At 51.6% G+C, this 13092-nt stretch carries 22 protein-coding genes; 1 reads left to right on the forward strand and 21 read right to left on the reverse strand.

Annotated elements, in window-relative coordinates; all coding sequences use genetic code 11:
* Positions 1-180: 180 nt before the first annotated feature.
* Complete coding sequence (locus J2S20_RS00260; protein WP_170065394.1) at positions 181-537, forward strand: hypothetical protein; 357 nt, start codon at positions 181-183, stop codon at positions 535-537.
* Positions 538-924: 387 nt separating this feature from the next.
* On the opposite strand, the gene J2S20_RS00265 is transcribed toward J2S20_RS00260, so the two are convergent.
* The 21 genes from J2S20_RS00265 to rplN all read right to left on the reverse strand — a co-directional run bounded on the left by J2S20_RS00265 (position 925) and on the right by rplN (position 13086).
* A complete protein-coding gene (locus tag J2S20_RS00265; RefSeq protein WP_307251800.1) occupies positions 925-2169 on the reverse strand; it encodes a hypothetical protein in 1245 nt (414 codons plus the stop codon).
* 260 nt (positions 2170-2429) lie between these two features.
* Complete coding sequence (locus J2S20_RS00270; RefSeq protein ID WP_106612387.1) at positions 2430-2957, reverse strand: bL17 family ribosomal protein; 528 nt, start codon at positions 2955-2957, stop codon at positions 2430-2432.
* Positions 2958-3089: 132 nt separating this feature from the next.
* Positions 3090-4055 (reverse strand): DNA-directed RNA polymerase subunit alpha, encoded by a 966-nt coding sequence (locus tag J2S20_RS00275; RefSeq protein ID WP_106612388.1) that lies wholly within the window; start codon positions 4053-4055, stop codon positions 3090-3092.
* A 135-nt stretch (positions 4056-4190) separates the two neighbouring features.
* Positions 4191-4784 (reverse strand): 30S ribosomal protein S4, encoded by a 594-nt coding sequence (gene rpsD / locus J2S20_RS00280; RefSeq protein ID WP_106612389.1) that lies wholly within the window; start codon positions 4782-4784, stop codon positions 4191-4193.
* Between the two features lie 17 nt (positions 4785-4801).
* Positions 4802-5194: a 30S ribosomal protein S11 gene (gene rpsK, locus J2S20_RS00285; protein ID WP_330692712.1), complete on the reverse strand. Its 393-nt coding sequence runs from the start codon at positions 5192-5194 to the stop codon at positions 4802-4804.
* Between the two features lie 105 nt (positions 5195-5299).
* A complete protein-coding gene (rpsM, locus tag J2S20_RS00290; RefSeq protein ID WP_106612391.1) occupies positions 5300-5668 on the reverse strand; it encodes a 30S ribosomal protein S13 in 369 nt (122 codons plus the stop codon).
* A gap of 37 nt (positions 5669-5705) precedes the next feature.
* Complete coding sequence (rpmJ, locus tag J2S20_RS00295; RefSeq protein WP_004604068.1) at positions 5706-5819, reverse strand: 50S ribosomal protein L36; 114 nt, start codon at positions 5817-5819, stop codon at positions 5706-5708.
* Positions 5820-5916: 97 nt separating this feature from the next.
* Complete coding sequence (gene infA / locus J2S20_RS00300; protein WP_106612392.1) at positions 5917-6135, reverse strand: translation initiation factor IF-1; 219 nt, start codon at positions 6133-6135, stop codon at positions 5917-5919.
* A gap of 19 nt (positions 6136-6154) precedes the next feature.
* Positions 6155-6928, reverse strand: coding sequence for a type I methionyl aminopeptidase (gene map / locus J2S20_RS00305; protein ID WP_106612393.1), 774 nt, complete (start codon positions 6926-6928; stop codon positions 6155-6157).
* A gap of 14 nt (positions 6929-6942) precedes the next feature.
* On the reverse strand, positions 6943-7581 hold the full coding sequence (locus J2S20_RS00310) for an adenylate kinase (RefSeq protein ID WP_106612394.1): 639 nt from the start codon (positions 7579-7581) through the stop codon (positions 6943-6945).
* Between the two features lie 86 nt (positions 7582-7667).
* Entirely contained in the window at positions 7668-8999 is a 1332-nt protein-coding gene (gene secY / locus J2S20_RS00315) for a preprotein translocase subunit SecY (RefSeq protein ID WP_106612395.1), read from the reverse strand.
* Between the two features lies 1 nt (position 9000).
* The gene (gene rplO / locus J2S20_RS00320; RefSeq protein WP_307251831.1) at positions 9001-9441 is read right to left on the reverse strand and encodes a 50S ribosomal protein L15; all 441 of its coding nucleotides are present in this window, start codon (positions 9439-9441) and stop codon (positions 9001-9003) included.
* 25 nt (positions 9442-9466) lie between these two features.
* Positions 9467-9655: a 50S ribosomal protein L30 gene (gene rpmD / locus J2S20_RS00325; RefSeq protein WP_106612397.1), complete on the reverse strand. Its 189-nt coding sequence runs from the start codon at positions 9653-9655 to the stop codon at positions 9467-9469.
* 16 nt (positions 9656-9671) lie between these two features.
* Positions 9672-10181: a 30S ribosomal protein S5 gene (gene rpsE, locus J2S20_RS00330; protein WP_106612466.1), complete on the reverse strand. Its 510-nt coding sequence runs from the start codon at positions 10179-10181 to the stop codon at positions 9672-9674.
* A 24-nt stretch (positions 10182-10205) separates the two neighbouring features.
* Complete coding sequence (gene rplR, locus J2S20_RS00335; RefSeq protein ID WP_106612398.1) at positions 10206-10574, reverse strand: 50S ribosomal protein L18; 369 nt, start codon at positions 10572-10574, stop codon at positions 10206-10208.
* Positions 10575-10591: 17 nt separating this feature from the next.
* The gene (gene rplF / locus J2S20_RS00340) at positions 10592-11134 is read right to left on the reverse strand and encodes a 50S ribosomal protein L6 (protein WP_106612399.1); all 543 of its coding nucleotides are present in this window, start codon (positions 11132-11134) and stop codon (positions 10592-10594) included.
* Between the two features lie 61 nt (positions 11135-11195).
* Positions 11196-11597, reverse strand: a complete 402-nt coding sequence (gene rpsH, locus J2S20_RS00345; protein ID WP_106612400.1) for a 30S ribosomal protein S8 — start codon at positions 11595-11597, stop codon at positions 11196-11198.
* Positions 11598-11633: 36 nt separating this feature from the next.
* Positions 11634-11819, reverse strand: a complete 186-nt coding sequence (locus J2S20_RS00350; protein WP_102906444.1) for a type Z 30S ribosomal protein S14 — start codon at positions 11817-11819, stop codon at positions 11634-11636.
* Between the two features lie 18 nt (positions 11820-11837).
* Entirely contained in the window at positions 11838-12377 is a 540-nt protein-coding gene (gene rplE / locus J2S20_RS00355; protein ID WP_106612401.1) for a 50S ribosomal protein L5, read from the reverse strand.
* A 23-nt stretch (positions 12378-12400) separates the two neighbouring features.
* Positions 12401-12706: a 50S ribosomal protein L24 gene (rplX, locus tag J2S20_RS00360; protein WP_106612402.1), complete on the reverse strand. Its 306-nt coding sequence runs from the start codon at positions 12704-12706 to the stop codon at positions 12401-12403.
* Between the two features lie 11 nt (positions 12707-12717).
* On the reverse strand, positions 12718-13086 hold the full coding sequence (gene rplN / locus J2S20_RS00365; protein ID WP_106612403.1) for a 50S ribosomal protein L14: 369 nt from the start codon (positions 13084-13086) through the stop codon (positions 12718-12720).
* Positions 13087-13092 lie beyond the last annotated feature (6 nt).

Raw genomic sequence — 13092 nt, forward strand, 5'->3', positions numbered from 1 at the left:
TCCTCCCTCTCTGCCTGCATTCAATCGCTGCTTCCCTGTACGGGTAAAGTATAGCCCATACTCCCTCATCCCGCAATCATGTTCAATATCTTACGATGTTCTTACACTCCTCGTAACCCTCTTTTCAGCGCGAATAAACTTGCTATAATGAGCGTAGATCAAAGAAAGGAGGGGCTGACCATGAATTTCATAAGAACACGGGCTGCTATTATGTTAGCTCTGGCCCTTTCCATATCTCAGGCGCTTCCTGCGTTCGCGATGCACGCGGTGCTGGACAGCAGCAGCTATGTGCTCACCGAGACTGCGGAGGGCGTCACCTGCACAGGAACAGACGGCAAGCCGGTCACCGGATGGATCTCCGATAAAGACAGCAATCTCTATTACTTCAACAAGGGTGAGATGAATCACGGATGGGACAAAATCAAGGGTGAGTGGTACTACTTCGATCCCGATACGGGGATCCTTGCTACCAACACCAAGGTTCTGAACTATGATGTGGATGAGGATGGAAAGATGGTGAAGATTCACGAGTGGTGAGTCTTCGGCTCTTCAGGAAAAGCTCTGATCAGAAAACTGTCGCCCTGAGTGCTTCCTTGCACCCGGGGCGACAGTTTTTTTGATGATCCAAAGCACTAGTGCCCCCGGCGGGATATCTCGCCGGAGGCACCAAAGCCTTAACTCAGTACGGACTGCGTCTTACAAAGCGGGTGATGCTCCCGTCCCGCCTGCGTCTCACGGCACAAACCTTGGGAGTCACTATCGGCTTCCTCGGCAACTACGCTCCTTGGGGAGACTGTCTCTTGCCCGAAACAGCGCGATGAGTGCGGCTGTAATATTCTTTTTCCCCTGTCCCGTCATATGATTCATCCCTTTAGCTCTGAGCTCCCCAAAACAGCTTACCTCTCTGTTCTCAGCAGCCTTCCCTTATTGTCTCCAGATTCCGTCCTCGTCCACATGGAAGGTGTCAATCACTCTGTCCCGCACCATCTCTCCGCTTGTCGGGTCAAAGTAGCGCCAGTAGCCGCCCGCCTGCTGCCACCCGCGCAGCTGTCTGCCATCTTTGTCGACATAATAGACCTTCCCATCGCGCACTACCAGCGTCTCCGCAGCCATCAGGCCATAATGCTTCCCGCTGTCCTCCTCAAGATAGTACCAGCTTCCGTTGATATCCTGCCAACCAACACGCATCGCGCCGTCCGGCCCCAGATAATACCAGCCCATGCCGGACTTCAGCCAGCCGATCTGCATACTGCCGTTTCCATCGAAGTAATACCAGAGTCCCTGAATCAGCTCCCAGCCATTTCTCTTCTCTACGCCGTTCGGATAGCGATAATGCCACATGCCATTTGTCTGATACCAGCCGACCTGTCCCGCAGAGGGGCCTGCATTGCCGTGCTCGTCCTCCCAGACGGCGCCACTGCCGTCTGAAACCTCCCAGGACTCGATATACAGGCTGTCGGACTCCACCCACTCGGAATTCTTTCCGTAGCGCTTTTCCTCCTCTGTATGCGGCACAGTGCGCACACGGAACTCATAGCGCCCCGCCTTTGTCATATAAGGATAGAAGTTGTAGCTGCGCCCGCTGTAGTCATAGACGCGCTTGATGATGCTGCCTCCGCGCTTTAAAAGAAGCTCGTAATAACCGCTGCCATCCTCCGCGCTGCTCCAGCGCGCCTTGCCTCGCTCATTTCTGCTCCACTCCGCATCGGCGGGACTGTCATAATTGCCCTTGATTCCACGAAGACGCACAGTCACTGTGAGCTTCTTCGCAGAGCGCCGCACCTCCGCAACGGTCGCGGCGCTTCCGCTGAGCTTTACATTGCTCCTTCCGAAGCCACTCTTAAAGATATAGTCATCGTCCGTAATGCTGAGCACCAGCTTCAGCTTGATTTCCTGTCCAACTGTCAGGTCACGGCTGCTGCCCTCGACTATTTTGGCGGAATCCAGACTGTACTTGTCCGAATCCACCCAGACACCGATCTCTCCCCGCTCCGGCTCATCAAAGACGATATCATCGCGATAGAGCACATCACCCGCTTCCACCCGACTCTTCACATGTATGGTCACGCTGCGAAGCTTCTCCTCTGAAGAGGCGTAGGCGGTGCAGGCTCCGAGCAGCGCAAAGAGCGCTGCAAGCAGGACGTACAACCACTTTCTGCTGTATTTCATGGTATTCCTCTCCTTCTATGCAATTCTTTCCCGTGTCAAATCCCTGGTTTCAAAGAACCGCTCCTTGAACCGCGGTCCTTCGCTTGAGGCAGCCTTTCTTTATTTTTATTATATCGCAGCGAATGCTCAGAATAACTTACAGATTTCTTGTGCTTATCGTAAGCTTCCGTTACAAAGAAATTTCCCCTGTACAATGCGAAAAGAACGCCATCTTTCGACGGCGTTCTCCGGTTCCATATTTGCTTTATTCAGCCCGCACTTCAGATGAGCTCCAGCAGGACCTCCATCGCTGCATCGCCCTTTCTCAGGCCGATCTTCACGATGCGGGTGTACCCACCGTTTCTTCCAGCATACTTCGGACCATACTCATCAAAGAGCTTCGCAACAAGATCTACCTTCTTGCTGTCCTTCTTTCTCTTGGAATCCACCTCAGTTACATCATAGAGCTGTGCAAGCATCTTTCTTCTGGCAACCATTCTGGACGGCTTGTCCTTCTTGATCTCCTTCTGAACCTCGTCGTAGACCACGACCTTCTTACCGTCGCGCTCTTCCTTCACTCTCTTGCCGTTTGCGTCCTTCTTCGGAACCTTGGCGGTAACCGTGACAGTCTCGAAGTTATCCTTCTCGCGAACCGCAAGTGCAATCAGCGGCTCAACGAACTTTCTGACTTCCTTGGCTCTCGCCTCGGTGGTGACAATCTTTCCGTTCGCAATCAGCGCAGTGACCTGGCTTCTTAAGAGTGCGCGTCTTACACTGGAGCTGCGTCCGAGCTTTCTGTACTTTGCCATTGTTTTTTCCTCCGTCTGGGAGCGTGCATCCGAGCACTTCCGGGCTTACCGAATACACACATAGATATAGTACCGTCGAGGCAGAGCCTCACGGCCGCGGTATATGAATCCGGGCATAGCCGCCCGAAAGCATTACTGTACTTCGTCTCCCTGCTTCAGCTGGAGATTCAGCTCACTCAGCTTCTCAAGCACCTCATCAAGAGACTTCTTCCCGAGGTTTCTGACCTTCATCATATCCTCAGGGCTCTTGTTGATGAGCTCCTCCACTGTGTTGATTCCAGCCCTCTTCAGGCAGTTGTAGGAGCGAACAGAAAGCTCCAGCTCATCGATATTCATCTCGAGAACCTTCTCCTTCTCATCGCTCTTCTTTTCAGACATAACTTCAACCTTCCGTGCGCTCTCAGAGAGATCGATAAAAAGGCTCAGATGCTCAGAGAGCACCTTGGCCGCAAGACTCATCGCCTCATCCGGTCCCAGCGTCCCATCAGTAAAGACGTCGAGGGTCAGCTTATCGTAGTCTGTCATCTGCCCCACACGGGTATTCTCGACGTGCATATTGACACGCTCTACCGGTGTGTAGATGGAGTCTACGGCAAGAACGCCGATCGGAAGATCCTCACTTGCCTTATTCTTCTCCGCGCTCACGTAGCCGCGGCCATTGGTGATCGTCAGCTCCGCAGCAAAGCGCGTGCTTCCACCGGAGATCGTCGCAATCACCTGATCCTTATTTAAAATCTCTATATCCGAATCACACTGAATATCCGCCGCGGTGACAACGCCCTCGCCCTCAAAATCAATATAAGCCGTCTTCGGATCGGAAGAGCTGGAGGAATTCTTGATGCAGAGACTCTTGATATTCATCACAATCTCTGTCACATCCTCCTTGATATGAGGAATCGATGAAAACTCATGCAGAACACCATCAATCTTCACCTGGCTTACCGCGGTACCCGGCAGAGAGGAGAGCATGATTCTTCTAAGGGAATTGCCGAGAGTCAGACCATAGCCTCTCTCAAGCGGTTCACACACGAATCGGCCAAACTTTTTGTCATCGGAGATCTCAGCAATCTCAATGTTTGGTTTTTCAAAATCGAACAAGAATGATACCTCCCTTTTGTTGGCCAAACAAATAACTTCTACTAAATAGACATATACAGATTCCGCCTGTATTGCCGGGGCAGAAGCAGTCCGCCGCCGGAAAAAGCGGAATCCGTATACGGTTCAATGCGTTAATTACTTGGAGTACAACTCGACGATCTGCAGCTCGTCAACCGGAACGTCAATCTCCTCACGGGACGGAAGCGCCTTGACAGCACCCTTCAGGTTCTCCTTATCAGACTCAAGCCAAGCCGGAACAATGCGGCCGGCGGTCATCTCAAGGATTTCCTTATATCTCTCGGAGGACTTAGCTCTCTCCTTAATTTCAATCGTGTCTCCGGCCTTGATGAGGCAGGAGGGAATGTTCACGATCTTGCCGTTCACAAGTACGTGTCTGTGACCGACAATCTGTCTCGCCTCACGTCTGGTTCTTGCGAAGCCCAGACGGAAGATGACATTGTCAAGTCTGCTCTCAAGGAGCACCATGAGGTTTTCACCGACCTGCCCCTTCATATTGGAAGCCTTCACAAAGTAATTGCGGAACGGCTTCTCCAACACACCGTAGATGAACTTTGCCTTCTGCTTCTCGCGCAGCTGGCTTCCGTACTCACTCATCTTACGGTTGGCTCTTCTTAATTCTCTGTTTGATCTCTTATCGATGCCCATGAAACCGGGTTCAAGACCGAGGGATCTGCATCTTTTAAGAACAGGAACTCTGTTAACTGCCACTGTATTCTACCTCCTGATTATACTCTTCTACGCTTCGGCGGACGGCAACCATTATGCGGCACCGGGGTCACATCCTTGATGCTGGTTACTTCGATTCCGCAAGCAGAAAGTGCGCGAATCGCAGCTTCACGACCAGAACCCGGACCCTTAACCATAACGTCGACAGATTTTAATCCATGAACGATAGCTGCTTTTGCGGCAGTTTCCGCAGCAATGGATGCTGCGTACGGAGTAGATTTCTTTGAACCTCTGAATCCCAAACCACCCGCACTTGCCCAGGAAAGAGCATTTCCCTGGAGATCAGTCAGCGTAACAATGGTATTGTTAAACGAAGACTGAATGTGCGCCTGGCCGCGTTCAACGTTTTTCTTAACGCGTCTCTTGGCCGAAGCCTTCTTCGCGTTTGACATTTGCTTTGCCATTAAACTAACCTACTTTCTCGTGTACTCTGAAATGAATCTTGCCGTTCCTGTTATTAAAACATACAACGTGATTCGATTCTGCAGTTACTAAAATTACTTCTTCTTATTAGCAACGGTCTTTCTCGGGCCTTTGCAGGTTCTTGCGTTTGTCTTGGTCTTCTGACCGCGGCAGGGCAAGCTCTTGCGATGACGAATTCCGCGATAGCAGCCGATCTCTGTGAGTCTCTTGATGTCCATGGCGGTCTGTCTTCTCAGATCACCCTCGACAATCTGGGTCTCGGCAATCACTTCAGCAATTCTCTTAACCTCGTCATCGGTGAGATCCTTCACTCTCGTGTTCGGATCCACTTCGGCCTGAGACAGAATTCTGTTGGAGCTCGTCACACCGATACCATAAATATAGGTGAGTCCGATTTCCACACGCTTCTCTCTCGGTAAATCAACGCCTGAAATACGAGCCATTGTGCTGTCTTCCTCCTTGTAGATTTCTTAATGCGTCTTAGCCTTGTCTCTGCTTGTGCTTCGGGTTCTCGCAGATGATTCTGATAGAGCCCTTTCTTTTGATGACTTTGCACTTTTCGCACATCGGCTTGACTGAAGATCTGACTTTCATTGTGTGATACTCCTTTCATCTGCCAACAAAGTCGCCAAAACAGTATACCACCCACATATTTCTTATGCAAGCGGTTCTTTGCAACCGGACAGATAATTTATTTATTTCTCCAGGTGATTCTCGCCTTATTCAGATCGTAGGGTGAAAGCTCTACAGTCACGCGATCTCCCGGAAGAATACGAATATAGTTCATACGCAGCTTGCCGCTGATATGTGCCAGAACCTGATGCCCGTTTTCAAGCTCAACCTGAAACATGGCATTCGGCAGCTTTTCTACTACTTTACCCTCCAGCTGGATAACGTCAGTTTTTGACATTCATGAATCCTTTCAGCATTTAAACATTTGCCGCAGAGCCGGATCTCAGAGACAGGATCTCCGGTTCACCTTCTGTGATCAGGATCGTGTTTTCATAGTGAGATGCGAGACTTCCGTCCGCAGTTGTGACAGTCCAGCCGTCATCTCCCCAGTTTACTTCGTAGCCGCCGAGTGTGATCATCGGCTCAATCGCCAGGGTCATACCGGCCTGAAGCCGTATTCCCTTGAAGCGCATCCGGAAATTCGGAACCTCCGGGTCCTCGTGCATCTCCGTTCCGATGCCATGTCCCACCAGGTCGCGAACCACTCCGTAACCTCTGCTCTCTGCGTAATCTCCGATCGCCGCGCAGATATCATTGAGATGATTGCCTGCCCTGGCGTATTTAATTCCCTCAAAGAAGGACTCCCGCGTCACATCAATGAGCTTCTGTGCCTCCGCTGATATCTCACCGATGGCCCAGGTGCGCGCCGCGTCGCTCTGCCAGCCCTTCCATATAACTCCGGTATCAAGGCTCACGATATCGCCTTCTCTCAGCACGCGCTTCTTCGATGGGATGCCGTGAACAATCTCATCATTGACCGAGACGCAGACACTGGCGGGATAGCCCTCATAGCCCAGAAAAGAGGGGAGGCAGTCATATCCGCGGATCAGCTTCTCACAGATCCGGTTTACCTCAAAGGTCGTCATCCCTGGCTTCAGCACCTCGTGGAGCTCCTCATGTACCTTTGCAAGGATCTCTCCTGCCTCGCGCATCAGCTGAATTTCGTGTTCTGATTTTACCGTTACTGCCATTTTTCACTCCTGACTCAGAGAACTGCCTGTATATCGGCAAAAACTTGCTCCATATCCTGCGTTCCGTCCACCGTCTTCAGCACCTGCTGTCCCGCATAGTAATCAATGAGAGGTTTGGTCTGTTCGTGGTAGACCTGAAGCCGCTTCTCAACGGTCTCCGGCCGGTCGTCATCCCGAAGGATCAGCTCTCCTCCGCAGAGATCGCATACGCCCTCTCTGCTGCTGGGATTGAATATGATGTGATAAGTCGCCCCACAGTGTGTGCAGACTCTGCGTCCGCTCATCCTGTGAACGATGTGCTCATCCGGTACGTCGATATTGATTGCTCTGTCAATGCGCTCTCCCTCGCGCTGCAGTGCCTCTGTGAGGCTCTCTGCCTGCGGGATGGTACGCGGAAAGCCATCCAGAACATAGCCGTTGCTGCAATCCTCCTCATGGATGCGATCCATCAGCATTCCGATGGTCACCTCATCCGGTACGAGCGCGCCCTGGTCAATATAGCTCTTCGCCTTCCGGCCCAGCTCCGTCCCAGCCTTGATATTGACCCGGAAGATATCTCCGGTGGAGATATGCGGAAGGTTATAGCGCTCCGCAATTTTCTTTGCCTGTGTTCCCTTACCGGCGCCGGGGGCGCCCAGCATTACGATCTTCATAGCTGCCTCCCTCACAGATGAATCCGACCCAGCACAGATACAGCCGGGCCGGAAGTTCCGATGGAGCCCTGCCCCTCAGCTCTGCCTCACTCGCTCAAGAAGCCTCTGTAGTTTCTCACCAGCATGGTGGACTCAATGGACTTCAGCGTCTCAATAATGACACCGACAATGATGATCAGCGAGTTTCCGGTAAACGACAGGCTGCTGATATTAAAGAAACCCGATATGATGATCGGAACCACAGCAACAATCGTGAGACCTGTCGCGCCGAGGAAAATAACGTAATTCAGAATTTTGCTCAGATAGTCGCTCGTCGGCTTTCCCGGACGTATGCCCGGAATGAAGCCGCCTGACTTCTTCATGTTGTTCGCGACCTCAAGCGGATTAAAAGTGATTGAGGTATAGAAGTAAGCGAACAGAATAATCAACACAATGTAGATCAGCAATCCGATGGAATACACCGGTCTGTCCATCTTCAGCCAGTTTGAGGAATTCAGAAGCATCAGCAGCTTCCCCGGAATACTGGTGTAATCAATGGGAAAGAACTGTGCGATCACCACCGGGAAGGACATCAGCGAGCTGGCAAAAATCACCGGAATGACACCTGCGGTATTGACCTTCAGCGGGATCTCGGCGGACTGTCCGCTGCCCATCATGCGGCGCCCCTGCACCTTTGCAGTATATTGCACCGGAATATGACGCTCCGCGTCGCAGAGCAGCACCGTGAACACCACCATGAGGAGCAAGCACGCTGCGATGATCAGCAGCGCAACGACCGCGGTCGCCACAGACTTGCTGTTCACAACAAAGCGCTCCCAGAGCGTGCCGAGATCTCTCGGCAGAGAGGAAATAATATTAATCAGAAGAACGATAGAGATACCGTTTCCGACTCCCTTCTCTGTGATGCGCTCGCCGATCCACATGAGGAAGGCACTTCCTGCCGTCATAGCAGAAATTGCTACGAGGACGCTCTTCGGTCCGAAGTGATAGAGCAGGCCCTGACTGCCGAAGCCCACTGCCATGGCGATTGACTCAATCAGAGCCAGTGCCACGGTCAGATACCTCGTGTAGCTCAGCATCTGCTTTCTCCCCTCCTGCCCCTCGCGCTGCAGCTCCTCGAGCTTCGGAATCGCGATGGTCATCAGCTCCATGATAATAGAGGAGGTGATGTAGGGGGTAATGCTGAGCGCCAGCACACTCATCTGCTCAAAGGAGCCACCGGTAATGGCGCTGAAAAAGCTGAACGCATTACCGGTTGCCTGACGCTGCTGCTCAAAGAAATTCTTCAGATACTCCGTGTTAACGCCGGGGATGGGCAGGTTGCTTCCGAAGCGGATCACAACCAACATCATAAACGTATAAAGCAGACGATTACGAGTTTCCTTGATCTTCAGTGCGTTTTGGAGACTCTTCAGCATCTCAGATCACCTCGCAGGTACCGCCTACAGCTTCAATTTTCGCCTTTGCGCTCTCGCTGAAAGCATTGACCTTAACGCTCAGCTTCTTCGTGAGCTCGCCGTTTCCAAGAATCTTGATCCCATCACGGGCATGAGAGATAATACCTGCCTGAATCAGGGTCTCCGCCGTCACTTCACTGCCCGCTTCAAGTTTCTCAAGCATATCGACATTGATCGAAACGATATCCTTGGTATTGCGGTTCTTGAAGCCACGCTTCGGAATGCGTCTGTACAGAGGCATCTGGCCTCCCTCAAAGCCCGGTCTCGGTGCTCCGGAACGAGCTTTCTGGCCCTTATGTCCCTTACCGGCAGTCTTACCGTTGCCGGAAGCGTGTCCGCGTCCGCGTCTGAAATTATCAGAATGGACGGAACCCTCAGCCGGTCTTAAATTAGATAAATCCATGACTGCACCTCCATTAATCTATAAATTACGCTTCAACTTCTTCGACTTTGACAAGATGTCTCACGTGCCAAACCATGCCTCTCACAGCATCATTGTCCGGCATCGTAACTGTCTTGTGCATCTTGGTCAGGCCCAGAGCCACCACCGTTGCTCTCTGCTTCGGGATAGCGCCGATCGGGGACTTGACCAGAGTGATATTAAGCTTCTTAGCCATTTGTTTGTCCTCCTCTTCAGCCCAGAATCTCTTCTACAGACTTGCCGCGTCTCTTCGCAATCTCCTCCGGAGTGCGGATAGCGGTCAGGCCCGCCAGCGTCGCGAGAACGACATTGGTCTTGTTGTTGGAGCCCAGAGACTTGGTACGAATGTTCTGGATACCCGCAAGCTCAACTACCGCACGCACCGGGCCGCCAGCGATGATACCGTTACCTTCAGGAGCTCTCTTTAAGAGAACGGACGCGCTGCCGAATCTTCCGATGAAATCGTGCGGAATGCTCTTATTCTCATCAATTGCGATGGAGACAACATTCTTCACTGCAGCTTCCTTGCCCTTACGGATCGCCTCCGGAACCTCTCCGGCCTTGCCAAGGCCGACGCCGACCCTGCCCTTGCCGTCGCCGACAACAACCAGAGCGGAGAAACGCATCGTGCGGCCGCCCTTGACGGTCTTGCTGACACGCTTGATGGCTACAACCTTGTCATTGAACTCAGAGTTCTTCTGATCGTTTCTTTCACGATTCATTGCCATTGTTCTCTATTCCCCCTCTTAGAATTGTAAGCCAGCCTCGCGAGCAGCATCTGCAAGCGCCTGGATCTTACCCGTATAGAGGAATCCACCTCTGTCAAATATAACTTCCTTAATACCCTTCTCAGCAGCTCTCTCAGCGATGAGCTTGCCGACATAAGCCGCAGCCTCAACGGTATTGGTGTGCTCGAGCGCGCTCTTTGCTTCCTTCTCAATCGTGGAAGCGGCGACAAGAGTCTTACCGACCGTGTCGTCAATAATCTGAGCGTACATATGGCTGTTGCTTCTGAAAACTGCCAGGCGCGGTCTCATAGCGGTTCCGCTAAGCGTTCTGCGCATTCTCCAGTGCTTCTTAGCCCGGACAGCCTTTCTGGATTCTTTGCTTACCATGCTTTATACCCTCCTAATTATTTCTTACCGGTCTTACCGACTTTACGTCTGATGGTCTCCGTCTTATACTTGATGCCCTTGCCCTTATACGGCTCCGGCGCCCTCTTCTCACGGATTACTGCAGCGTACTGTCCGACTTTCTCTTTATCAATACCCTGAACCTTGATGATGTTCTGACCCTCAAGTACGGTCGTAACACCCTCCGGATCTTCCATCTCCACCGGATGGGAGTAACCAAGGGACAGGACGAGTTTCGATCCCTGCTTTGCAGCTCTGTAGCCAACACCGTTGACCTCCAGAACCTTCTCATATCCCTCGTGTACGCCTACGACCATGTTCTTGATCAGGGTTCTTGTGAGACCGTGAAGCGCCTTATTTCTCTTCAGATCGTTCGGTCTCTCAACTATAATCTCGCTGCCTTCCTGCTTGATCGTCATCTCTGCGGGAAGTACTCTCTCCAGCGTACCCTTAGGACCTTTTACAGTCACAAGATTATTTTCTGCGATCGTTACGGTAACGCCCTCCGGGATCGCGATAGGCATTCTTCCAATTCGTGACATGCCGATTTCCTCCTATTTCTTTTAAATGGGGATAATTTGCACTTCATTCAGTAATCAGCGATTACCAGATAAATGCAAGAACCTCACCGCCTACACCTAGACGACGTGCTTCCTTATCAGTAATCACGCCCTGGTTTGTAGAGATGATTGCTGTGCCGAGGCCACCGAGAACCTTCGGCATATCTTCCTTGCCCGCATAGATGCGAAGACCGGGCTTGGAAATTCTCTTAAGACCTGTGATGATGCGCTCGTTCTTGGTCGCGCCATACTTCAGGGTGATACGGATATCCTTGAAGTTGCCGTTCTCAACAAGCTCATACTTCTCGATATAGCCCTCGTTGACCAGAATATCTGCGATCGCGATTTTTGTTCTGGAAGCCGGGACATCGACCACGTCATGCTTTGCAGTATTTGCATTGCGGATTCTCGTAAGCATATCTGCAATCGGATCGTTCGTTGTCATGGAATGTTTCCTCCTGTTGAATTCAATCAGCTCAAATTACCAGCTTGCCTTCATAACGCCCGGAATCTGACCCTTGTAAGCCAGCTCTCTGAAGCAGATACGGCAAATACCATACTTTCTGAGATAAGCGTGGGGACGTCCGCAGATTCTGCAACGGTTGTACTCTCTCGTGGAGAACTTTGCCGGACGGGCCTGCTTGATCTTCATTGACTTCTTAGCCATGAATCTTTACCCTCCTGATTATTTGGAAAACGGCATATTGAACAGAGTTAACAGGTAACGTGCCTCTTCGTCGGTATTTGCAGTTGTGACGAAGATGATGTCCATGCCGCGGACCTTATCTACCTTATCGTACTCGATTTCTGGGAAAATGAGCTGCTCCTTGATACCGAGCGCATAGTTTCCTCTGCCGTCAAACGCATTCGGGTTAACGCCTCTGAAGTCACGGACACGCGGAAGTGCGAGGTTGATCAGACGATCAGCAAACTCGTACATCTTCTCGCCGCGCAGCGTAACCTTGCAGCCGATCGGCATATCCTCACGGATCTTGAAGTTTGCAATGGACTTCTTGGACTTGGTGATGACAGCCTTCTGACCGGAGATGATCTCGAGATCGCGCACCGCAGCCTCAAGAACCTTGACGTTCTCCTTCGCTTCGCCGACGCCCATGTTGATCACAATCTTGTTAAGCTTCGGAACCTGCATCGGATTCTTGTATCCGAACTTCTCTTTCATCTTAGCGACAATTTCGTTGTCGTAGATTTCTTTTAATCTAGCCACCTTGAATGTTCCTCCTCTCCGTCTCAGTCGATTGCCTTACCGGTCTTCTTCGCGACGCGGACCTTCTTGCCGTCCTTCATCTCAAATCCGACTCTGGTGGGCTTTCCGTCCACAACAAGCATTACATTGGAGATGTGGATAGAACCCTCTTTGGTGACGATTCCGCCGTTCTGGTTTGCAGCGTTCGGCTTCGTGTGCTTCTGAATCATATTGCAGCCCTCGACAACCACTCTGTCCTTGGCTGTATCTACATGTAAAACCTTTCCGCTCTTTCCGCTGTCCTTGCCGGAAATGATCTGAACGGTGTCGTCCTTCTTAATCTTACGCATTGCGGTCCTCCTTATAATACTTCCGGAGCAAGGGAAATGATCTTCATGAACTGCTTATCACGAAGCTCTCTCGCAACCGGCCCGAAGATACGGGTTCCCGTAGGAGTCTTATCCTCCTTGATGATAACTGCTGCGTTTTCATCAAAGGTGATATAGGAACCGTCCTTACGGCGGGTCTTATGTACGGTACGAACCACGACCGCCTTGACAACGTCGCCCTTCTTGACAACGCCGCCCGGCGTTGCATCTTTAACGGACGCTACGATAATATCGCCGATATGGGCATATCTTCTGGTAGATCCTCCCATAACACGGATGCAGAGGAGCTCCTTCGCACCGGTGTTGTCGGCAACCTTCAAACGTGTTTCCTGCTGAATCATGCCGGA

Origin of the sequence: Moryella indoligenes (genome assembly GCF_030812885.1) — a bacterium.
Taxonomy (GTDB): domain Bacteria; phylum Bacillota; class Clostridia; order Lachnospirales; family Lachnospiraceae; genus Moryella; species Moryella indoligenes.